At 69.2% G+C, this 22628-nt stretch carries 17 protein-coding genes and 1 pseudogene; 7 read left to right on the top strand and 11 right to left on the bottom strand.

Annotated features, from left to right (window positions below; all coding sequences use genetic code 11):
* Positions 1 to 5: 5 nt before the first annotated feature.
* Positions 6 to 1238, bottom strand: coding sequence for an SAM-dependent methyltransferase (locus AOM45_RS10850; RefSeq protein ID WP_030467518.1), 1233 nt, complete (start codon positions 1236 to 1238; stop codon positions 6 to 8).
* A complete protein-coding gene (locus AOM45_RS10845) occupies positions 1239 to 2489 on the bottom strand; it encodes an FAD-binding oxidoreductase (protein WP_081902098.1) in 1251 nt (416 codons plus the stop codon).
* 138 nt (positions 2490 to 2627) lie between these two features.
* Here AOM45_RS10845 and AOM45_RS10840 point away from each other — a divergent pair, with 138 nt between their 5' ends.
* The gene (locus AOM45_RS10840) at positions 2628 to 5258 is read left to right on the top strand and encodes an ATP-binding protein (RefSeq protein ID WP_051783305.1); all 2631 of its coding nucleotides are present in this window, start codon (positions 2628 to 2630) and stop codon (positions 5256 to 5258) included.
* A gap of 19 nt (positions 5259 to 5277) precedes the next feature.
* Entirely contained in the window at positions 5278 to 6813 is a 1536-nt protein-coding gene (locus AOM45_RS10835) for an acyl-CoA dehydrogenase family protein (RefSeq protein WP_030467521.1), read from the top strand.
* Positions 6814 to 6861: 48 nt separating this feature from the next.
* Here the strand turns inward: AOM45_RS10835 and AOM45_RS10830 are convergent, their stop codons facing one another.
* The 4 genes from AOM45_RS10830 to AOM45_RS10815 form a co-directional block, all read right to left on the bottom strand.
* On the bottom strand, positions 6862 to 8013 hold the full coding sequence (locus AOM45_RS10830) for an acyl-CoA dehydrogenase family protein (RefSeq protein ID WP_030467522.1): 1152 nt from the start codon (positions 8011 to 8013) through the stop codon (positions 6862 to 6864).
* 5 nt (positions 8014 to 8018) lie between these two features.
* On the bottom strand, positions 8019 to 9935 hold the full coding sequence (locus AOM45_RS10825; protein ID WP_030467523.1) for an acetyl/propionyl/methylcrotonyl-CoA carboxylase subunit alpha: 1917 nt from the start codon (positions 9933 to 9935) through the stop codon (positions 8019 to 8021).
* Positions 9936 to 9937: 2 nt separating this feature from the next.
* Positions 9938 to 11527 (bottom strand): carboxyl transferase domain-containing protein, encoded by a 1590-nt coding sequence (locus tag AOM45_RS10820; RefSeq protein ID WP_030467524.1) that lies wholly within the window; start codon positions 11525 to 11527, stop codon positions 9938 to 9940.
* Between the two features lie 135 nt (positions 11528 to 11662).
* Complete coding sequence (locus AOM45_RS10815) at positions 11663 to 12448, bottom strand: SGNH/GDSL hydrolase family protein (protein WP_030467525.1); 786 nt, start codon at positions 12446 to 12448, stop codon at positions 11663 to 11665.
* A gap of 270 nt (positions 12449 to 12718) precedes the next feature.
* Between AOM45_RS10815 and AOM45_RS10810 the strand changes: the two genes are divergently transcribed.
* Positions 12719 to 13291, top strand: a complete 573-nt coding sequence (locus AOM45_RS10810) for an SACE_7040 family transcriptional regulator (RefSeq protein ID WP_030467526.1) — start codon at positions 12719 to 12721, stop codon at positions 13289 to 13291.
* A gap of 41 nt (positions 13292 to 13332) precedes the next feature.
* Positions 13333 to 13794 (top strand): annotated as a pseudogene (locus AOM45_RS54020) (hypothetical protein); the annotation flags it as partial.
* A gap of 1366 nt (positions 13795 to 15160) precedes the next feature.
* Here AOM45_RS54020 and AOM45_RS52760 read toward each other — a convergent pair.
* From AOM45_RS52760 to AOM45_RS10785, 4 genes are all read right to left on the bottom strand, one after another.
* Positions 15161 to 16183: an acyltransferase family protein gene (locus tag AOM45_RS52760; protein WP_081902100.1), complete on the bottom strand. Its 1023-nt coding sequence runs from the start codon at positions 16181 to 16183 to the stop codon at positions 15161 to 15163.
* Positions 16180 to 16884: an alpha/beta hydrolase gene (locus AOM45_RS10795; RefSeq protein WP_051783308.1), complete on the bottom strand. Its 705-nt coding sequence runs from the start codon at positions 16882 to 16884 to the stop codon at positions 16180 to 16182. Before AOM45_RS10795 ends, AOM45_RS52760 begins: the two co-directional genes overlap by 4 nt.
* 62 nt (positions 16885 to 16946) lie before the next feature.
* Positions 16947 to 17600: a response regulator gene (locus AOM45_RS10790; protein ID WP_030467529.1), complete on the bottom strand. Its 654-nt coding sequence runs from the start codon at positions 17598 to 17600 to the stop codon at positions 16947 to 16949.
* Positions 17597 to 18736: a sensor histidine kinase gene (locus AOM45_RS10785; RefSeq protein WP_030467530.1), complete on the bottom strand. Its 1140-nt coding sequence runs from the start codon at positions 18734 to 18736 to the stop codon at positions 17597 to 17599. Before AOM45_RS10785 ends, AOM45_RS10790 begins: the two co-directional genes overlap by 4 nt.
* A 120-nt stretch (positions 18737 to 18856) precedes the next feature.
* Between AOM45_RS10785 and AOM45_RS10780 the strand changes: the two genes are divergently transcribed.
* Positions 18857 to 19363 carry a hypothetical protein gene (locus AOM45_RS10780; protein ID WP_030467531.1) on the top strand — a complete coding sequence of 169 codons (507 nt, stop codon included), beginning with the start codon at positions 18857 to 18859 and terminating at the stop codon, positions 19361 to 19363.
* Here the strand turns inward: AOM45_RS10780 and AOM45_RS10775 are convergent.
* Positions 19335 to 20447 carry an erythromycin esterase family protein gene (locus AOM45_RS10775; RefSeq protein WP_030467532.1) on the bottom strand — a complete coding sequence of 371 codons (1113 nt, stop codon included), beginning with the start codon at positions 20445 to 20447 and terminating at the stop codon, positions 19335 to 19337. The two genes, AOM45_RS10780 and AOM45_RS10775, sit on opposite strands and share 29 nt — an antisense overlap.
* A 79-nt stretch (positions 20448 to 20526) precedes the next feature.
* Between AOM45_RS10775 and AOM45_RS10770 the strand changes: the two genes are divergently transcribed.
* Both AOM45_RS10770 and AOM45_RS10765 read left to right on the top strand, forming a co-directional pair.
* Entirely contained in the window at positions 20527 to 21243 is a 717-nt protein-coding gene (locus AOM45_RS10770; RefSeq protein WP_236703291.1) for a TioE family transcriptional regulator, read from the top strand.
* A gap of 51 nt (positions 21244 to 21294) precedes the next feature.
* Complete coding sequence (locus tag AOM45_RS10765; RefSeq protein WP_030467534.1) at positions 21295 to 22302, top strand: Gfo/Idh/MocA family protein; 1008 nt, start codon at positions 21295 to 21297, stop codon at positions 22300 to 22302.
* The last annotated feature ends 326 nt before the right edge of the window (positions 22303 to 22628 follow it).

Below are 22628 nucleotides of genomic sequence, written 5' to 3'. Positions count from 1 at the left end.
GACGTTCAGGACAGCCAGTCCGGCCTCAACGGCATGTGCGACCGAGTCCCGTCCAGCTTCACCCCGAGCACCTGGTGCAGCTGGATGTTGTTCCGGTCGAACCCCAGCCGCGACGCCGCCAGGTACAGCCGCCACACCCGAGCGCGTGCCTCCCCGACCTCCTCCACGGCCTCGTCCCAGTGGGCGTCGAGGTTCCGCCCCCACGCGGCCAGCGTGAGCGCGTAGTGCTCGCGAATGTTCTCCTCGTGCCGCACCTCGAACCCGGTGTCGTGCATCTGGGACACGATGTGCCCCGGCCCGACGAGCTCGCCGTCCGGGAACACGTACCGGTTGATGAACGGGCCGGACAGCGCGCGTTCCTTGTTGTTCGGACGGGTGATGCAGTGGTTGAGCAACCGGCCACCCGGCTTCAGCTTGCGGTACAACGACGAGAAGTACGCCGGCAACTGGGCCTTGCCGATGTGCTCGGTGAGGCCGATCGACGACACCGCGTCGAAGCCGGTTTCCCGCACGTCGCGGTAGTCGAGGTGCCGCACCTCGGCGAGGTCGGACAGGCCGGCCTCGACGATCGCCTTCTGCGCCCACTCGGCCTGGTTGCGGGACAACGTCACGCCGATCGCCCGCACGCCGTACTCGCGGGCCGCGTGCATGACCATGCCGCCCCAGCCGCAGCCGACGTCGAGCAGCTTCATGCCCGGACGGAGGCCCAGCTTGCGGGCGACCAGGTCGTGCTTCTCGAACTGGGCTTCCTCCAGTGTGGACTCGAGCGTCGGGTACACCGCGCAGGTGTAGGCCATCGACGGGCCGAGGATCCACTCGTAGAACTGGTTCGAGACGTCGTAGTGGTGCGCGATGGCCTGCTGGTCGCGGGCCTTCGAGTGACGCAGGCCGCGCAGGCGGGTCTCCTGCGGCGGCGGAGACACCTTGTGCGACAACCGGATTCGCCCGAGGAAGCGCAGCAGCTCCGCGCGTTGCAGCCACGGGAGCTCGCGCAACGAGAACTCGGAGAGCTGGGAGAGGCCGGCGTGCACGTCGCCGAGGATCTCCAGGTGACCGGTCACGTACGCGCGGGCGAGGCCCAGCTCACCGGGCGCGGAGGCCAGGTAGGACAGGGCTTCCGGTGTCTTGATGTCGATCGACACCGAGGCTTCCGACGGCCCGGCGGTGCTGCCGTCGTAGGCCTGGAAGCGAACGTTGTCGCCACCCGTGATGCGCTGGAAAATCGAGGCCAACCGCATTCATCGTCCCCTGACACACTTGGCGTACAGATCAGGCAGGCGGTTCGTCTGGTCGTACCGGCTCTTCACGGACCGGTAGTGCGAACCGTTGTAGTGCCGCCAGAACTCGTCCTCGGTGTAGTAGGAGTCCGAGTACAGCGACTTGTGACCGCCCAGCCGCGCCACCTCGCGCTCGATCAGCCGGTTGCGGTCACCCATCTTCTCCCCCGGCCGCACCGGGACCTCCGACCAGAACCCGACGTTCACGTACAACGTGTCCGCGTCCATCGGGTACAGCGGCCAGCCCGTGGTGTCGCGCAGGCGAACCGGGCAGAGCCACACCGGCGAGATGCCGATCTCGCGGTCGAAGAAGTCGAGGAAGTCGGCCAGCGCCGAGACAGGGATCTCGACGTCCTGGATCACCGGCTCGACGTCGGTGCGCGGCCTCAGCTGACGGTGTTTGGCCACCAGCTTGCGGTACACGTCCGAACGCAGGTAGCGCTTGGGCCACAGGCGGCGCACCACCGGGTTCTGCGCCCCGAACGCCCGTGAGCACCAGAACCAGTCGGTGTCCCAGCGCCACAGGTAGTCGTGGATCGTCAGGTGGTCCGTCCGGCGTTTCTGGATGGACCGGTAGTAGATGTCGTTGCCGGTGTAGTCCGACGTGTACGGCGCGATGTCGGCGTAGTGGCCGAGCGTCAGGTACATCTCGCCGCGGGAGAACACCGTGCCGTCGACGAAGTCCGCCGAACCGTCCGAGCAGACCTCCTCGATGACGGCGGCGCACTCGGCGAACGAGCCGAACGGCACGTGCCGCAGCCGGACGTACTGGCGCACCGGCTCCAGCTCGATCTCCAGCCGCAGCGCGTATCCCAGCGTCCCGTAGGAGTTGGGGAACGCGCGGAACAGGTCGTCGTCCGGTTTGGCCACCACGACCTCGCCGTCCCCGGTGAGGATCTCCAGCTCCCGCACGGACTCGTGCGGCAGGCCGTTGCGGAAGGAGGTGGACTCGATGCCGAGGCCCGCCACCGCCCCGCCGATCGTGATGGTCTTGAGCTGCGGCACGACGAGCGGCATCAGGCCGTGGCGCAGGGTCGCGGCAACGAGGTTCTCGTAGGTGGTCATGCCTTGCACCTGTGCGGTGCGTCCGACCGGGTCCACCGCCAGCACCCGGTCGAACCTGCCGACGTCCAACCCGCCCGACTGCTCGGCGCGGAACCGGAAGAGGTTCGACGTCTTCTTAGCGAGCCGCACTGGCGCACCTTCGCGCATCGCGGCGTACTGCGCGGTCAGCGCAGAAACGGCCGTGCTGTGCCCATGGTCACTCACCAGAACGACGTTATTCCTCGTCAGCGCCGTTGGCACCCCCAAATCCCGAATGGGCCAGTGATCTTCCTGTTGAATCACTCTGTGCGCATACGGCTCCTCGGAAGTCTCGCCGTCTCGGGTGTCTCGTTGACGGAACGTCAGCGGTGCCTGCTGGCGGCGTTGCTGCTCGAACCGGGACGAGCCGTGCCGATGTCCCGGCTGCTGGCCGCGACCTGGGGAGACGAGCCACCGTCGAACCCGGACAAGGCGCTGCGCAACCAGATGCACCGGCTGCGCAGGGCGCTGGAACCCGTGCCGGAGCTCGCGATCGTCACGGTCGGGCAGACCTATCTGGCCGAAATCGACCCGGACTTGGTTGATTTGCACCATTTCCGGCGTCTGGTCGCAAAAGCACGCACGCTCGCGAACCCCGCACTGCTGCGGTCGGCCCTGGATCTGTGGCAGGGCGAGGCGTTGCGCGATCTGCCGCGACGACGTTGGTGGGCAGGCGTACGCGAGGCGCTCGCGTTCGAACGGCGCGCGGTGCAGGAAGAGCTCGACCACGCCGACGACTCACCCGTGGCACCGGAGCGCGTGCCGCGTCAGCTCCCGGCGGCACCGGGCGGGTTCGCCGGCCGGGAACCCGAGCTGCGTGAGCTGGCCGACCGGTCCGGGGTCGTGCTCATCACCGCCATCGACGGCACCGCCGGCGTCGGGAAGACATCACTGGCGTTGCAGTTCGCGCACAACGAGTCGGACCGGTTTCCGGACGGTCACCTGTACGTGAACCTGCGCGGCTTCGACCCGCAGGACCAGCCGCTGCGCCCGACTGACGTGCTCACCCAGTTCCTGCGGGCGCTCGGGGTGCGCGCGTACCAGGTGCCCATCAGCGAGAACGAGCAGGCCGAGCTGTACCGGACGCTGATGGCCGGCCGCCGGATGCTGGTGCTGCTCGACAACGCCGCCGATCCCGCCCAGGTGCGGCCGTTGCTGCCGGGCGGCGCCTCGACGTGCCTCATCACCAGCCGCAACCGGCTCAGCGGGGTGGACGCGAGCCCGCTGTTCCTCGACGTGCTCAGCGAGGACGAGGCCGTCGCGGTGGTGCGCGGCCTGCTCGGCCAGGACGTCGACGTCGCGGCGGCGCGGGAGCTCGCGCGGCTGTGCGGGTACCTGCCGCTCGCGCTGCGGATCGCGGCGGCCAACGCCGGCCCGTTCCTCGCCGACACCGTGACCGAGCTGCGCGAGCAGAACCGGTTGGCGGCACTCGAGATCCACGACGACGAGCAGGTCGCGGTGCGGGCCGCGTTCGACCTCTCGTACCTGGCGCTGGACGAGGCGCACCGGCGGTTGTTCCGGCGGCTCGGCCTGCTCGCCGGCGTCGACTTCACCGCCGAGTCCGCCGCCCCGCTGGCGGGTGACGCGTCTCTCGACACCCTGCTCGCGGCGAACCTCGTCGAACAGCACATCCCCGGCCGCTACCGCCTGCACGACCTGTTGCGGCTCTACGCGCACGAGCGGGCGCAGAGCGACGAGCGGGCCGAGGACCTCGACCAGGCACTCGACCGTTACCACGGCTGGTACCTCGACGCCGCGCACACCGCGGCGCAACAGCTGACCACCGAGTTCCGGCACCTGGAGGAGGGCACCGAGATCACCCTGCCCACCAGCGGGCGGGCGTGGCTCGAGGCGGAACGGGCGAACCTCGTCGCCCTCACCACCAACGCTCCGGCCCGACTGCGGTGGCTCTACGCGGACCGGCTGCACGGGTTCCTCCGGTTGAGCAGGTACGCCGCCGACCTGTTCACGGTCGGCACCGCCGCGCTCGAGGCCGCCGAGGCAGCCGGGGACGACCGCGGGCGGCTGGCCGCGTTGCACGCGCTGTCCAGCGGGTACGCGAACTCGGGCAGGCTCCGGCAGGCCGTGGAGATCGCCGAACAGGCGCTCGACCTCGCCTGGCCGCGGGCACGGGTGCGGCTGTTGTCCGCGCTGAGCAACCTGTGGCGGGAGATCGGCGACGTCGGCCGTTCGCTCGAGTGCTGCAGAGCGGCCGTGGACCTGGCCACCGAGCTCGGGCAGAAGGACCTGCTGCACGCGCTGTACGCCGCGTTCGGCGCCGGCTGCTGGCTGCAGGGCGAGCTGGAGACGTCCGCTCAGTACTTCGAGCTGGCCATCCAGAGGGCCACCGAGCTGGGGCTGGAGGACCGGGCCGGGGTCTACCTGTCGTCGTACGGGCTCACGCTCCGCGACCTCGGCAGGGTCGACGAGGCGATCGACTGCTCGACCAGGGCCATCGTCGTGCTGCGCCGGCACGCCGGCCGCGCCCTGCTCTCGCACGCGCTGGACGACCTCGCGTGGGCCTGCGGGGACGCCGGCCGGTACGAGGAGGCGCTGCGGCACGGCACCGAGGCGCTGGAGATCGCGAAGGAGATCGACGACCCCGCCGCCGAGGCGGACGCGTGCAGCACGCTCGGGGCCGCGTTGCGCAGCCTCGGCCGTGACGACGAGGCCAGGGAGCACCTGACGCGGGCGGTCGCGCTCGCCCGCAGCGTGGGGTACGCGCACGCCGAGGCGGCCGCGTTGATCACCATGCGCACCGTCGCGGACGTCCAGCTGGGCCTCACCATCGCCAGGACCAGTGGTTTCAAGCTGCTCGAACGACGGGCGCTCTCCGTGTTGGCCGAGATCCACCCCGACCGCGAGTTCTACGCCCGCGAGGCTGCCCGGAGTTACTGATGAGTAGTAGCGTGCGGGCATGGCTACGCACGAGGTGACCAACCAGGTGCCGCCGCTGAGCGGTCACGACGTCGCGGACGACCCCGCGCTGCTCACCTGGGTCGATGACGCCGAACTGCACTCACTGGGCAGGCTCGCGGGCAGTGAGGAGTGGCAGGAGCGCGGCCGTCTCGCGAACACGTACCCGCCGGTCCTGCGCACGCACGACCGGTACGGCAACCGGATCGACGAGGTCGAGTTCCACCCCGCCTGGCACGACCTGATGAACGTCGCCGTTTCGCACGGACTGCACGCCTACGTCGACGGTGGCCATCTGGAGCGTGCCGCCAAGTTCTACGTGTGGTCCCAGGTCGAGGCCGGCCACGGTTGCCCGATCTCGATGACTTACGCGGCCGTGCCCGCTCTGCGCGTGGCGCCGGATCTGGCTTCGACTTACGAACCGCTCCTCACCGCGCGGAACTACGACTTCGGCCTGCGCGCGCCACTGTCCAAACAGGGCCTGATCGCCGGCATGTCCATGACCGAGAAGCAGGGCGGGTCGGACGTCCGGGCGAACACCACCGTGGCCAGGCCGGTCCAGGACGGGTACGTGCTGACCGGGCACAAGTGGTTCACGTCGGCACCCATGTCGGACGTGTTCCTGACTCTCGCGCAGGCGCCGGGCGGCCTGACCTGCTTCCTGGTGCCGCGGGTGCTGCCGGACGGCACGCGCAACAGGTTCTTCCTCCAGCGGCTCAAGGACAAGCTGGGCAACAAGTCCAACGCGTCCGCCGAGATCGAGTACGACGAGGCGTTCGCGCTGAGGGTGGGCGACGAGGGTCGCGGCGTGCGGACGATCATCGAGATGGTCAACATGACCCGGCTGGACTGCGTTCTCGGTTCCGCGGCGGGGATGCGCGCCGGGCTCAGGCAGGCGGCGCACCACGCTGCCCACCGCAAGGCGTTCGGGAAGTACCTGATCGACCAGCCGGCCATGAGGAACGTACTGGCGGACCTGGCCGTCGAGTCCGAGGCCGCCACGACGGCCGCGATGTGGCTCGCACGGCACCGGCCGCGGCTCGGGCTCGCGGTCACCAAGTACTGGGTCTGCAAACGCGGCCCGGTGCACGCCGCGGAAGCGTTGGAATGCCTGGGCGGCAACGGTTACATCGAGGACAGCGGGATGCCGCGGCTGTTCCGCGAGTCACCGCTGATGTCGATCTGGGAGGGTTCCGGCAACGTGGCCGCGCTGGACGTCCTGCGCGCGATGAAGAAGGAACCCGAGTCGGTGCAGGAGTTCCTCGGCGTGGTCAGCGGCGTCGACCCGCGGATCGACAGGGCGCTGAACGAGCTCGGCACCGCGTTGTCCGATGTGGACGAGTCGCAGGCCCGCCGGGTGGTCGAGAAGATGGCGCTGATCCTGCAGAGCGCCCTGCTGGTCAAGCACGGGCACCCCGCGGTCGCCGACGCGTTCGTGAGCTCACGGATCGGCGGGGACTGGGGAGTGGCTTTTGGCACGCTCCCCAAGTCCACCGACTTCGCCGCGATCATCGACCGCGCGGTGCCCAAGCTCTGAGAGGCCACGAGTGCCGGCGCGATCACTCGATCGCGCCGGCCCGAAGCACTACAGCCCGAGTTCGCGTGAGATCAGCATCTTCTGCACCTCGGAGGTGCCCTCGCCGATCTCCAGGATCTTGGCGTCCCGGTAGAACCGGCCGACCGGGTACTCGTTCATGAAGCCGTACCCGCCGAAGATCTGCGTGGCGTCACGGGCGTTGTCCATCGCCGCCTCGGACGACACGAGCTTCGCGATGGCCGCCTGCTTCTTGAACGGCTCGCCGCGCAGCATCCGGGACGCGGCCTCGTAGTAGGCCAGCCGCGCGGTGTGCACGCGGGCTTCCATCTCGGCGATCTTGAACTGGATCGCCTGGTACGTCCCGATCTTCGCGCCGAACGTCTCGCGCTCGTGGGCGTAGCGCACCGACTCGTCCACGCAGCCCTGGGCGAGACCGACAGAGAGAGCCGCGATGGCGACGCGGCCCTCGTCCAGCGTGCGCAGGAACTGGGCGAAGCCGCGGCCGCGCTCTCCGAGCAGGTTCGCGGCGGGCACCCGGCAGTCCTGGAAGGACAGTTCACGCGTGTCCGAGGCGCACCAGCCGACCTTGGAGTACTTCTTCGACACCGTGAAGCCCGGCGTGCCGGACGGGACGATGATCGACGAGATCTCCTTGCGGCCGTCGGGCAGCGTGCCCGTCACGGCGGCCACGGTCACCAGGCCGGTGATGTCCGTGCCGGAGTTCGTGATGAACGCCTTGGTGCCGTTGATGACCCACTCGTCGCCCTCGAGACGGGCCGTGGTGGCAAGCGCACCCGCGTCCGAACCGCTGCCCGGCTCGGTCAGGCCGAACGCGCCGAGCTTCTCGCCGGACGTGAGCGACGGCAACCACTCGGCCTTCTGCTCGTCGGTGCCGAAGCGGTAGATCGGCATGGCGCCCAGCGAGGTGGCCGCCTCGACCGTGATCGCGACCGACGAGTCGACGCGCGCGAGCTCCTCCAGCGTCAGGCACAGCGCGAAGTAGTCGCCGCCCATGCCGCCGTGCTCCTCGGGGAACGGCAGGCCGAGCAGGCCCATCGCGCCCATCTTCGCCACGATCGGGTACGGGAACTCGCAGCGCTCGTAGTAGTCGCCGATGACCGGGGCCACCTCGTCGCGAGCGAACTCCTCGACGGTCTTGCGCAGGTCCTCGTACTCGCTCGGGAGTCTGAAGTCCAACATCGGTGTCACTCCTCGTGAGAGACGACGAGAGCCAGCACCTGGTCGAGTGCGACCTGCTGGCCTGCTTGCACGTTCACTTCGGCGAGCACGCCGTCGACCGGTGCGGTCACGGTGTGCTCCATCTTCATGGCCTCGACCACGAACAACGCTTGACCCGCGGTGACCTCGTCACCGGCGGAAGCCCGCACCACCAGCACGGTTCCGGGCATCGGCGACTTCACCGGACCGCCCGACGCGGCCGCACCGGACCCGGACGCGCCGACCAGGAACTCGGCCTCCACCAACGCCCAGGAGGCGCCGTCGTGGCCCAGCCACAGCACGTCGCCGTCACGGGCGATCGAGTACCGGCGCGAGCCGACGAGCAGGTCCGAGCCTTCCCGGCGGGCCCGCGCGCGAACCGGTTCCCCAGCGCCCACAGCGACTTCATCGCCGCGCACGCGCACGTCGACGTCGTTGATCCGCCAGGTCGTCCACGCGTGCTCACCGACGCGCCACCCGGACAGCTGGTCCCACGGGTCGTCGCCGCGAGGTTCCAGAGACCGTTCCAGGCCGGCCGCGACGTACACGTCGTCCGGGATCTCCGCCGACGTCAACGAGTCCAGCTTCCGCTCCACCAGACCGGTGTCGAGCGCGCCGGAACGGACGTCGGGATCGCGCAGCAACGCCCGCAGGAACGGGATGTTCGTCGTGACGCCGAGCAGCACCATCTGACCGAGTGCGTGATCCAGGCGCCGCAAGGCCTCCTCGCGGGTGCGGCCGTGCGCGATCACCTTGGCGAGCATCGGGTCGTAGTCCGAGCCGACGACAAGTCCCTCGTACAGCCCGGAATCCACGCGGACCGACGTGGGCTCGCTGAGCGCCAGCACCCGGCCACCGGTCGGCAGGAAGCCGCGTGACGGGTCCTCCGCGTAGACCCGCGCCTCGACCGAATGCCCGGTCAGCGAAACCTCGAGATCGAGCACCTCGCCGGACGCCACGCGGAGCTGCCACTCGACCAGGTCGACGCCCGTGACCTCCTCGGTCACCGGGTGCTCGACCTGCAGCCGGGTGTTCATCTCCATGAAGAAGTAGTCGCCGGTCCGTCCGTCCACGATGAACTCGACCGTGCCCGCGCCGACGTAGCCGCAGGACTTGGCCGCGTCGACGGCGGCGGGACCCATCGCTTCACGCATCTCGGGCGTGAGGAACGGCGACGGCGCCTCTTCGATGATCTTCTGGTGCCGCCGCTGGAGGCTGCACTCGCGCTCACCGAGGTGGATCACGTTGCCGTGCGAGTCCGCGAGCACCTGGATCTCGATGTGCCGCGGGTTCGTGATGAACCGCTCGATCAGCAGCGTGTCGTCACCGAACGACCCGCGCGCCTCCCGCCGTGCCGACTCGATCGCCTCGCGCAGCGCCGACTCCTCGTGCACGAGCCGCATGCCCTTGCCGCCGCCGCCCGCGGAAGGCTTGAGCAGCACCGGAAAACCGATCTCCAGGGCGGCGTCGACGATCTCGTCGTCGGACATGCCCTCGCGAGTACGGCCCGGCACCACGGGAACACCCGCGGCCGACACGGTCAGCTTCGCGCGGATCTTGTCGCCCATCGCGTCGATCGCCGACGCAGGCGGTCCCACGAAGACGACGCCGGCGTCCGCACAAGCGGCCGCGAACGCCGTGTTCTCGGCGAGGAAACCGTAGCCGGGGTGGATCGCCTGCGCGCCAGTGGAAAGGGCGGCCTGGACGATCTTCTCGATCGAGAGGTAGGACTCGCGGGCCGCCGCGGGCCCGATCCGCACGGCCTCGTCGGCCAGCCGGACGTGCAACGCATCGGCGTCCGCGTCGGAGTACACGGCGACGGAACGGATCCCGAGCGACCGCAACGCGCGGATCACCCTGACCGCGATCTCCCCGCGGTTCGCCACCAGAACGCTGTCGAACATGATCACATCCGGAAGACGCCGTAGGAAACATCGTCGATGGGGGCGTTCGCCGCGGAGGACAACGCCAGCCCGAGCACCATGCGGGTGTCGCGCGGGTCGATCACGCCGTCGTCCCACAGCCGCGCGGTCGAGTAGTACGGGTTGCCCTGGTCCTCGTACTGCTGGCGGATCGGCGCCTTGAACGCCTCCTCGTCCTCCGCTGACCACTCGTCACCGAGCTGGTCGCGGCGGACCGTGGCGAGCACCGATGCCGCCTGCTCGCCGCCCATCACGGAGATGCGCGCGTTCGGCCACATCCACAGGAACCGCGGCGAGTACGCCCGGCCGCACATCGAGTAGTTGCCGGCGCCGAACGAGCCACCGATGATCACGGTGAACTTCGGGACTCGCGCGCAGGCCACCGCGGTCACCATCTTGGCGCCGTGCTTGGCGATGCCGCCCGCCTCGTACTCGCGGCCGACCATGAACCCGGTGATGTTCTGCAGGAACACCAGCGGGATGGACCGCTTGTCGCACAACTGGATGAAGTGCGCGCCCTTCACCGCCGACTCGCCGAACAGGATGCCGTTGTTGGCGACGATCCCGACCGGGTGGCCGTGAATGCGCGCAAAGCCCGTCACGAGGGTCGCGCCGTACTCCTTCTTGAACTCCTGGAACTTCGAGCCGTCGACGATCCGTGCGATGACCTCGCGCACGTCGTAGGGCGTCCGGGAATCCGTTGGCACCACGCCGAAAAGATCGTCCGTGACCGCGGGTGCCTCGACCGGGGCGACGTCCCACGGGCGCTGCACGCGCGGCCCGAGCGTGGAGATGATCGACCGGACCATCCTGAGTGCGTGCGCGTCGTTCTCCGCCAGGTGGTCGGTGACGCCGGACGTCCGCGAGTGCAGGTCGCCGCCACCGAGGTCCTCGGCACTGACCACTTCACCGGTCGCGGCCTTCACCAGCGGCGGACCACCGAGGAAGATCGTGCCCTGGTTCCGGACGATGATCGCCTCGTCGCTCATCGCCGGCACGTACGCGCCACCGGCGGTGCAGGAACCGAGCACCGCGGCGATCTGCGGGATCCCGCGCGCCGACATCGTGGCCTGGTTGTAGAAGATCCGGCCGAAGTGCTCGCGGTCGGGGAACACGTCGTCCTGCTTGGGCAGGAACGCGCCGCCGGAGTCGACCAGGTAGATGCACGGCAGGTTGTTCTGCAACGCGACTTCTTGCGCGCGCAGGTGCTTCTTGACCGTGATCGGGTAGTAGGTGCCGCCCTTGACCGTGGCGTCGTTCGCGACGATCACGCACTCACGGCCGGAGACCCGCCCGACGCCGGTGATGATGCCCGCGGCCGGTGCCTCGTCGCCGTACATGCCGTTCGCGGCGAGCGGAGACAGCTCCAGGAACGGCGAGCCGGGGTCGACCAGCGTGTCCACGCGCTCGCGCGGCAGCAGCTTGCCGCGGTCGACGTGACGCTGACGTGCCTTCTCCGGGCCACCGAGTGCGGCGGTGGCGAGCTTGCCGCGCAGCTCGTCGACGAGCGCGGTGTGCTCCTTGGCGTAGCGGTCCGACGGCTCGGCGGCGCTGCGCAGGACAGGTGCGTCCATGCTCCCCAGACCTCAGGTTAGCGGGCGTTAACTTCCTCATGTTAGCGCCCGCTAACCTACCGGTCCACAGGAACGGCTCGAGAGTCACCGGAACGCAGGTCACGGCCGTGTTCAGGCACTCTCACGTTCCGGAATCTAGCCGATGACCGCCCGCAATGCGGGCAGGTAGCCGTTCGCCTGACCGGCCCGGTTCGGGTGGTACGACTCCTCGACGGGCCAGCTCAGGCTGTTCAGCCACCAGCTCGACGAGCAGATCTCGTGCCCGGTGAACGCCCCGCGCACGTCGACGTAGGTGAACCCGGCCGCCCCTGCCCGCGCGCTGATGGTGTTGTGCAGCGCGTCGGACCCGGAGTTGATCGCGGCCCGCTTGGTGTCGCTCAGCCCGACGTTGCACGAGCCCGGCACCTTGTACAGGCGCGGGTAGCCGAGCACGACGACGCGCGCCGACGGGGACTTGGACCTGATGGTGCCGTAGACGTTGGTGAGCAGGCCGGGCAGCGTGTTGGCGATGTAGGTCTTCGACTGGTTCACCCGGTTGACGCAGTCCTGGTCCGACCCGAAGGTGCAGGTGGTGATCACGTCGGTGAAGCCGGCGTCGTTGCCGCCGACCTGCACCGTGACGAGGTTCGTGCTGGTCGTGACCGCTGCCGCCTGGTTGATCACGTCACCGGTCCGCGCGCCGGAACAGGCCACCGACTTGAAGCTCGCGGGCGCTGTCGCCGCCGCCCACAGGGCCGGGTAGGCGTACGGGCCGCGCTTGCAGCTGCCGCTCGTCCCGTCGTACGTGCCGGTACCCAGGCCGGACGAGTACGAGTCGCCGAGCGCGACGTAGTTGACAGGGGCCGCGCTGGCGGGATTGGCAAGCGCGATGACGGCCGCAGCGGCGGTGACCACTGAGGCGATGAAGTGAGCAGGACGCATCGAAGACTCCCGAAGGGGCCGCAGGGGTGATGCATTGCACGCCAATGGTTACTCACGAGTAAGACCTGTGTGAAGTATTGGTCAATAGTCAACATTTGGGGCTTGTACCTGCGCAGATTCCACCCATCGGACGACCGGACCACCCTGTTGTCAGGTGCACGCGGGGAGCTTTCGTTCACCCTGAGCGCACGAAAGGGCCCCGCGTGCGGTCCGGCGAGGCGGGGGAATTGGTCGGGCGGGCGGTAGGTAAACGGCTGCTAACCTCCTCCCGTGGCCGAGAAACCCTCACGTCGGGACCAGATCCTCAACGCCGCGGCCGAGCTCTTCGCCCGGCACGGCTTCCACGGCGTGGGCATCGACGACATCGGTGCGGCCGTCGGCATCTCCGGTCCCGCCCTCTACCGGCACTTCCGCAGCAAGGACGCGATGCTCGGCGAGATGCTGACGTCGATCTCCGAGCGGCTGCTGGACGGCGGCCAGGCGCGGGTGGACGCGGCGTCGAACGCCGACGAGGCGTTGCAGGCCCTGATCGGCTGGCACGTGGACTTCGCGCTGGACGACCCGGCGCTGATCACCGTGCAGATGCGCAACCTCGCCAACCTCACCGACCCGGACCGCCGGCGGGTGCGCGCGTTACAACGCCGCTACGTCGAGGTGTGGGTCGAGACGATCCGGCGGACCGTGCCGGACTTCGACGAGCCGACCGCGCGGGCGGCGGCGCACGCGGTGTTCGGGTTGATCAACTCCACCCCGCACAGCGCGCATCTCGACCGCGACCAGATGGCCTCTCTGCTGGCGAGGATGGCGCTCGCTTCGCTCACTCCGGCGGTCGTGACCTCCTGAACTGGCGATCAGCCGAGACCCTTCCGTAACCTGACGCGACGATGGGCGCGCGCAAACTCCTCCTCCGGCTCCCGGCCTGGTTCCGGTTCACGGTGATCACGCTCGCGGTGTTCGTGTGCGGGGTGATCGCTTCCCGCCCCGCGAACGGCGACAGCGGGGTGCCACCGAGCGGTGACGTGGTCGCCGCCGCCAACGCCGTGAACGCGTTCGTGGCGCCGTCGGCGACCCACGACCCGAGGCTCAGCCTGCCGTCGGACTTCGCGCAGGAGATGGGCCGCGACCCGAAGACCGTCACGGCCCCGGACGGCACGCTGCGGCTCGTCGACGCCTCCGGTGGCTGCTCGGGGCCCGCCGGGGACACCGAGTGGGACTTCAGCACCGGGTGCCGCGCGCACGACCTGGGCTACGACCTGCTGCGCTACGCCGAGGCCAAGGGCCACCCGCTCGGCATGGACGCGCGCAGGGCGCTCGACGACCGGCTCGCCGAAGATCTGCACACGCAGTGCCGGCTGAACCCGCGCGGCGCCGAGCAGACCTGTCACGCGGTCGCGGAGACCTACGCGCTCGGGCTGAAGTTCAACTCGTGGCGGCAGCGGTGGGGGCCGCCGGGCCACGAGCCGGTGGTGGCGTGGGCGTTCGGCAGCGCGGTCGTCGTGTTCCTCCTGCTGGCGCGCCTGCACGGGCGGCGCCGCGACGAGCACTCGGACACCGCGAACTCGCTTCCCCTGGTGCTGGAGCACGCCGAGCAGGACCGGTACGCGACCTTCCTGCGGCTCTTCAGCCTGGCGCTGCTGGTCCTCGGCGAGACCGTGGCGACGCTGGCGCACCTGCGCGGCTTCGGCACGTCGTGGCTGTGGGCGTTGCAGGCGGTGCCGTTGTTCTTCTTCGCGGGCGGGCACGCGAACCTGCGCAGCTGGCAGGCGCACCAGGGCGGCTTCGGCTGCTGGGTGTCCAGCCGCACGTCGTGGCTGCTGCGGCCGGTGCTCGCGTTCGTGCTGCTCTGGGTGGTGCTGTTCGCGGCGTTGAACCTGCTCGACGTCAAGGTCGACGCGTACAGCCGGTTGATCACGCATCCGTTGTGGTTCCTCGGGGTGTACCTGCTCGCGGTCGCGGCGACCCCGGCCGCCGCGTGGCTGCACGAGCACTTCCGCCGCACCACGCCGTTCGTGCTGATGCTGGTGACGCTCGCGGTCGAGGTCGCGCGCACGTCCACGGACTGGAGGACCGGCGGGTACGCGAACCTGATCGTCGGCGCGTTGCTGATGCAGCAGCTCGGGTTCTTCTACGCCGACGGCACGCTGACCGCGGTGCCGCGCCGGGTGCTGGCGGCGCTGGGCGCGGTCACGTTGCCCGCGCTGGTGTTCTTCAGCGAGTACCCCCGCTCGATGATGGTGCTGGGGGTCGCGCAGGTGTGCCTGGCGCTGCTGGCGCGCGACCGGGTCACCTCGTGGCTGGGCGGCCGGTGGTGGCACGTCGTGAACTTCGCCCGCCGGGCCCCGATGACGGTGTACCTGGCGTACCTGGCCGGGGTGGGCGCGCTGATCGGGTTGCTCGGGCTCACGCAGGCGCCGATCTGGCTCGTGCTGGGCCTGATCCCGCTGATCCTGCTGTTCCACCGGTTCGAGCGGCGCCTGATCAGGTCTTCGAAGCTCGCGCACGAGTCGCACCGGACGAGGCTCGCCACGGGCGCGGGTGTGGCGTTCGGGACGCTGGGCGTGCTCGGGTTCGTGGTGAGCGGGTTCCTCGGCGACGGGGTGCTGGTGCTGCTACCGGTTGATCCGCTGCAGAACGTCATCCACCTGCTGCTGGGCTGGTACCTGATCCACACCGCCCGCACCGGCAGTTGCGACACGCGGTTGCCGTGGCTGCTCACGGCGCTGGCGTGCGTACCGCCGATGCTGGCGCTGCAACCTCCGCCGTCGGTGGTGGTGCTGCACGCCGTGGCGATCGGTCTCGCAGTGCTCGCAGCCATCCCCAGGTCACGGCCGCGCACACCGGCAGCCACAGCACTCGTTGCCACACCCAGCCCGGATGATCTGGTGGCTGCTGGAGCCCCGGCAGCGGCCCCCACGCGCTGAGCGCCAGCGTCACGGTGATCAGCGCGCTCTGGTGCACGAGGAAGATCCCCAGCGCTCGCTTGTTCAGCCACGCCACCGGTTTCGTCGTGCCGAGCCTGGTCAGCGCAGGCGCGATCGTGAGCACCAGGCCGATCTGGGCGAACGCCAGCGCGAGCGTGGCGTAGTTCGGCGGGTTCAGGTTCGAGGCGGTCGCGCCGGGGATGCCGACCGCCGAGACCGGATAGCCGCCGAACGTCGTGAGCAGGGCGTACCCGAGCACACCGAGCACCAGCAGCGGCGGACCCAGAATCCTCCTGCGCGCCACCGCGTACCCGAGCTGCCAGGCCGCCCACCACACCGCGTACGGCAGCACCAGCACCAGCGCGACCGGGACGAGCACACCCCACGAGTACTCGTCCAGCTTGCGCACCAGCGGTTTCATGCCCAGCAGCACCAGGTAGACGCCCAGGAACCACAACGGCGTCGTCACCAGGAACCCGATGTTCCACGCGGTGTCCTGGTCGACCCCGCGCAGGACCAGTCCGAAGAGGACAGCCGTCCACGCTCCCAGCATCAGCAACGTCGGCACGGCCAGTTGCTTCAGCCTGACGAGGAACGGCGTCTTCGAGTGTGCGGCCGCATAACCGCCCACGAAGAAGAACAAGCCGAGCGTTTGCAGAACCCACGACACGGGCGTAAGTGCGGCCATGTGTTTCAACGGGCTGTCTATGACCATGCCGGTCGGTGTGTCGACAAGTGACGTGACGAGCCAATGCCCCAGCACGACCGTGACGACCGCAATCGCTCGCACGGCGTCGACGAACGGATTCCTCACTGCTTCTCCCCCAAGGCAATCCGGACGAGCGCGTTCAACGTCTCGGTGCCCGGCTCGTAGTAGGTGTCGTGCTTGCCGCCGTCGAACCGCAACACCGTGGCACCGAAGGAGTCCGACGCGGGATCCGTGCCGTGCCCGAGGTCGAGGAGCCGGACGTTGGGCACGAACCGCACCCAGTCCCCGGCCGACCGCACAGCCCAGACCTTCGCCGAAGTGCCCAGCTCGGCCGCGGAGTTCGCCCGCACACCAGGACTTCCGGTGAACACGATGTCGTCGACGTTCAGCTCGTGTGCTGCGAGCCCGACCACGACCGAGCCGTAGCTGTGCCCGAAGACGTGGATGCGCGCGTTGGTGTGCAACGCCCGTACGAAGTCCACGAGCGAGGCGGCACCTTGGCGTGCAAGAGAACCGGTCACGGCGTCCACGCCAAGTCCTTGCGGCGTCCGGTAGCCGAGCCACGCGATCACCGCGAGGTCGTCGCGGTGCGCCTGCTCGTGCAGGTTCGTCGCCATCCTCCCGACGGTCCGGTCGAACCGGTCCACGTCCACGTCGGAGCCGGGCACGACGACCACGACGTCGCGGGCGGTGGCGAGATCACCGACGATCGCGACCCTGCGGGCGACGTCGCCACGCCACTGCGCGATCGACGGCGCGACCGCGGGAACGGCGATCAGCAGGAGGAACAGGACGGCTCGGCGCATGAGCCGAAGCTAGGGAGACGACGACCCCGTGATCGTCACGCCGGAGTGCCGTCTTCCCGGCCCTACCCCGGTACCACGAGCCCGCTCTCGTACGCCGCGATGACGGCCTGGGCGCGGTCGCGCAGGCCGAGCTTGGTGAGCACGCGGCTCACGTGCGTCTTGACGGTCTGCTCGGCCAGCACGAGGTGCGCGGCGATCTCGGCGTTCGACATGCCCTGCGCGACCAGCACGAGGATCTCGGTCTCGCGGTCGGTCAGGACGTCCAGCCGCGCGGGCCGGACACGCTCGGTCCGCCGCGACCTCACGAAGTCCTCGATCAGGCGCTTGGTGATCGACGGAGCCAGCAGCGCGTCCCCCGCGGCCACCACGCGCACGGCGTTGAGCAGCTCGCGAGCGGGCGCGTGCTTGAGCAGGAACCCGCTCGCGCCTGCCTGCAACGCCTCGTACACGTAGTCGTCGAGGTCGAACGTGGTCAGCACGAGCACCTTCGTGGAGCTGGACCCGTCCAGCAGCAACCGGGTCGCTGTGAGACCGTCCATCTCGGGCATGCGGACGTCCATCAGCACGACGTCCGGCTTGACCGTGCGCGCCAACGCCACGCCTTGCAGGCCGTTGCCCGCGGCACCCACCACCTCGATGTCCTCTTGCGAGTTGAGCAGCGCGGAGAAGCCCTCGCGCACCATCTCCTGGTCGTCGACCACGACCACCCTGATCACTTGTCCCCCAACGGAATCCTCGCCCTGACCAGGAACCCGCCGTCCTCGGTGGCCTTCACGGTCAGCGTGCCGCCGTGGACCGCGACGCGTTCGCGCATGCCCACCAGCCCCTGCCCGCTGCCGCCGCCCATCGACGGTCCCCCGGCGGTGTTGATCACCAGCACGTCCAGCCGGCCCTCGTTCTTGTGCACGTGGACGGACGCCCTGGAGCCGGGCGCGTGCCTGGTGGCGTTCGTGAGCGCCTCCTGCACGATCCGGTACGCGGTCAGCCCGACCGCCTCCGGCACGTCGTCCACGTCGACCTCGGCCTCGTCGCCGGGCCTCGTGAGCTCCGGGATGCGGCTGATGCCGGGTTGCGGTTCGCGTTCCGGCTCGTGCCCGTTCGTCCTGAGCACGCCGAGCAGGCGCTGCATGTCCGTGATGGCTTCCCTGGCCGCCTCACCGAGCTCGGCGAACTCCTTCTCGGCTTCCTCGCTCAGCCCCTGGAGGCGGTAGGGCGCGGTCTCGCACCGGACCACCACCATCGACATGTGGTGCGCCACGACGTCGTGCATCTCGCGCGCGATGCGAGCACGTTCCTCGAGCGCCGCCTTGGAGCCGCGTTCTTCTTCCAGCTCGCGCTCGGCCCGTCCGCGCGAACCGAAGAGGTAGACGACGGCAACGATGAGTGGCACGTAGAACGCCAAAGCGGCACGCTGAGGTTCAGCGAACGGGACTATCGCCATGGTGATCAACGCGGCGGTGACGACGATCTCCCGCGAGTAGAACGCGGCGACGCCGATCAGCAGAGGTAGCGCGGTCCAGTACTGGAAGGCCCCGGCACGGTCACCGTCCAGGAGGAAACTGACGAAGTAGAACGCCGGCGCCGCCACTCGCCAGGCGTAGAGCGGCGACCAGATGAGCAGCACGTACGGACCGAGGGTGACCAAGAAGATGAGCACCCACCAGCCGTCGCCGTACTTCGTCGCCTCAGCCGGGTACGCGGTGTCCACGTACGTCGCGCTGCCGATGATCGCCCAGACGAACCCGTAGATGATCAAGCCGGCGAACGCGGGGACGCGGAACCGGCCGAGCGCTTTGGGCAGAACCCGCGTGCGATCGGGACCGAGGATCGTTCGGTACAGCGTGCGGAACACCACCCGATGCTAGGTGGATCCGCTGATTCCCACATTGACCTGCGGAGTGACATACCCCGGTAGCACTCTGATCAAGATGGGGCATTGCGAACGCGTCACATCGCGCGGTAGGCAGTACCTGTGCGACCACCACAGGATCCAGATCGCTGGTCACGGCTGACGGCCGTGGCCGGTGAGGCGCTGGCCGCGGCCAGGGCCGGCGAGGACGCTGTGGCGGTCGACCTCGTGACCGGCTACCTCAGCGGGTCTCCCGAGGGCAACGAGGAGATCCGTGAGCTGGTGCTGCTGCTGTTCGCCGAGTGCAGCAGCATGGTCAGCGCGCTCGGCTCCGGCGGCGCCACGCCGGTGAAGATGCAGGTCTTCGACGAGGACGGCAACGAGGTCCAGATCGACGACGCGGACCCACCCGTGCGCACCGCGATCCGCGCGTTGCTGGCCGAGGTCCACGGCGACCAGGACGCGGCCTCGGAGCAGATCGAGATCGCCCTGGCCAACGGGGCACCGCAGGAGCTCGCGACAGTTGTTTTACAAGCCCTGCGGTGGACCCTGAAGCTGGCGATCGAGTGCGAGACGCGCGACCTGCCCGTCGCGCCGTGGATCACCGCGTCACTGGACGACCAACCCTGACGTGCAGCAGCGCGTCCACACCGTCCATCAGGTGCTGATCGAGCGGGAAGTAGCCCATTTCCGGCCTGGTGTCGGTGCGGGTCGGGCCGTGAGGCTTGTCCGCGGTGAGCCCCCAGGTCGTGAACCGGCCCTGCAACTGTCCTTCCAGGGTGGCCTTGTCCGGTTCACTCAGCCCGAACGTGTCGTTGCGGCCGAGCGTGCCCGCGACGACCGTGTACTGGTCGCCGAGGATCGGGGCGACGAGCGCTCCCGCGGAGAACCACTCGATCCGCTCGCCGCCCATCTCCATCGAGGAGTTGGTGCGCTGCAGGTGGGCGTTGTGCGCGAACACGAACGTCGGCCCCTTCGCCGCCTCGGCGCGCCGGATCTCCAGCAGGTTGCGCGCCATCACCCCGTCCCGCATCTGACAGAGGCGGTTGAGCCGGACACCGAGCGGGTTCGGCTCCGCGCACTCCCGGTGGTACTGGAGGAGGCTGAGGCCGGCCGTCAGGTGCAGCTCCGCGCGGTTCCAGGCGTCGTCGGTCGTCTTGACGGCGTGCAGCCGCCTGAGCATCGCCGTGCCGATCTCCCGCAGTCTGATCGCCTCTTCGGAGCGACCAGGTGACTGGGTGAGGTCCAGCACGGCCTCGTCGCGACTCCACTTCTCGTCGTCGGTCGTGAGGTCGACGTCCTCGCCCAGGTAGTCGCGGGCGTGCTCGAGGTAGGGCCGCGGGCTGGGCGCGCTGGTCGTCTCGGTCTGGAAGTCGAAGCCGTGGAACGCCAGGCGTTCCTCCGGCGCCTTGCCCGCGTTGTACTCGCGCATCCACGCGACGAGCTCGCGGTTGGCCGGCCACTGCCCGAACGAGTGGGAGAAGCCCTCCTCCATCACCGTGTCGAGATCACCGGGCGCGCCCTGCACGTAGTCGTTGACGAGCAGCCCGCGCACCCGGCAGGTCTCCAGCGCGATCGAGCGGTAGCCCAGCGCCGCCAACTGCTCGAACAGCTCGTTGCGGATCCAGGTGTGGGCGTGCTCCCGGTGCGTCGGCTCGCCGAACGCCAAGAGCTCGGTGAAGGGACTGATGAACTCGCGAATGTCCTGGCTCATGTGGTTCAACCGTAACATTGAAAGCTCCATTGAAACTTTCAGCGAGTTGGCCCTGGAACACCCGGCTAAAGTCTCAACCGTGCGTCCAGCCGACCTCGCCTCAGAGCACGGTATCTCGACCCAGGCCGTCCGCAACTACGAGCAGTCGGGTTTCATCCCACCGGCCGAGCGCACCCCGTCCGGCTACCGCGTCTACACCGAGGTCCACGCCGCCGCTTTGCGCGCGTTCATCGCACTGATCCCCGCCTTCGGCCACGCGCGAGCAGGCCAGATCATGAACGCAGTTCACGCCGACGACCTGGACGACGTCCTGCTGACCGTCGACCGCGCCCACGAGCAGCTCCTGCGCGACCGCGAAACCCTCGACGCCGTCAGCCGGGCCGTGCACGACCTGACCGACTTCGAACCGTCCCTGGAACCCCGCACGATCGGCGAGCTGGCCCGCCGCCTCGACGTGACCCCGGCAACACTCCGCGCCTGGGAAGACGCCGGCATCCTCACCCCAGACCGCGAGTCCACCGGCTACCGCGTCTTCCGCGCCGAGGACGTCCGCGACGCCGAACTGGCCCACCTCCTGCGCCGCGGCGGCTACCCGTTGGCCCGCATCGCGTTGGTGGTGCAGCAGATCCGCACAGCAGGAGGCACCGAAACGCTGACCGCCGCCCTGGCCGACTGGCGCCGCCGCCTGACCGCACAGGGCTTGGCGATGCTCGCCGCCTCCGCACGCCTAAACGACTACCTGACCACCTCGCCGCATGGCGGTCCAAACAGGACTCGACCCACCAAGCACAGTTAGGGCTCCGCCAACGCCTCCGTCCACCAGGTGAGACCGCTTAGGCTAGATCCCATGCGCACAGCTCTGGTCGGCTACGGACTAGGTGGGGCGGCCTTCCACGCCCCGTTCATCGCGACCACCCCAGGCCTCGAGCTCGAGGCCGTGGTCACCGCGAACCCCCGCCGCCGAGCAGAGGTGGCAGCGCGCTACCCGGCCACCCGTCTCCTGTCCTCTCTGGACGAAGTGTGGTCGGGCAACTTCGACCTGGTAGTCATCACCACCCCGAACCGCTTCCACGCCACCCACGCCCGCCAGGCCCTGGACCACGGCCTGAACGTGGTGGTGGACAAACCTTTCGCAGCCTCAGCCGCAGAAGCCCGAGCCCTGGCCTCGATCGCCTCCTCCAAGGGCCTCATGCTGGTCCCGTTCCACAACCGCCGCTGGGACGGCGACTTCCTGACCGTCCGCAAACTCCTCTCCGAAAGAACCCTGGGCCGAGTCCACCGCTTCGAGTCCCGCTTCGAGCGCTACCGCCCAGAGATCAAGGAGTCCTGGAAGGAATCCGGCGACCCGGCAGACCTGGGCAGCATCCTCTTCGACCTGGGCACCCACCTGGTGGACCAGTCAGTGGCCCTCTTCGGCCGCCCACTGGCAGTACACGCGGAAATAGCCACAGTCCGCCCAGGCGCCAAGGCAGACGACGACGTCTTCCTCTCCCTGAACCACGAGAACGGCGTCCGCTCCCACCTCTGGATGAGCGCACTGGCAGCAGACCTGGGCCCCCGCTTCCGAGTCCTCGGCCACGACGGCGCCTACGTGAAATACGGCATGGACCCCCAGGAAGAACACCTCAAAGCAGGCCACACCCCAGCCACCCCGGGCTGGGGCGAAGACCCAGAACCCAACTGGGGCAAGCTGAACGGCACCCCGCACCAAACAGAACCAGGCGCATATCAAGACTTCTACGCGGAAGTGGCAGCAGGAAGGCCGCCAGTGTCCCCACAGGACGCGGTGACAGGCCTAGAGGTGATCGAGGCGGCGAAGCAGTCGGCAACAACAGGCGATTCGGTCCGCCTCTAACCCGCGAGGCCGAAGGCGAGCCCAACCTGAGGCCGAAGGCGAGGCACGCGAGGCCGAAGGCGAGCCGACGCGATGGCGCAGCCGAGCCAGCTCTTAGCGTGGGGTTCCGGTGGGTTGGTCCCGTCACGAGTCGTGCCACAGCTCTCGTCGCGCCCGAGGGGATACGTCAAGTCGACACGCTTTTCGTCGACTTGACGTATCCCCTCGGGTGTGACCAGCTCCTGGTACGGCTTGTGACGGGACCAACCCACCCGAACCGCACGCCTACGCAGCAGCAAGCCGCCCAAAGCACCAGGCGTGCCATCAACCCGCAGGCGGCGCTGGCT

Source organism: Lentzea aerocolonigenes, assembly GCF_000974445.1.
Taxonomy (GTDB): Bacteria; Actinomycetota; Actinomycetes; order Mycobacteriales; family Pseudonocardiaceae; genus Lentzea; species Lentzea aerocolonigenes.
The sequence above is the reverse complement of the archived record's forward strand: the minus strand, read 5'-3'. Positions and strand labels throughout refer to the sequence as shown.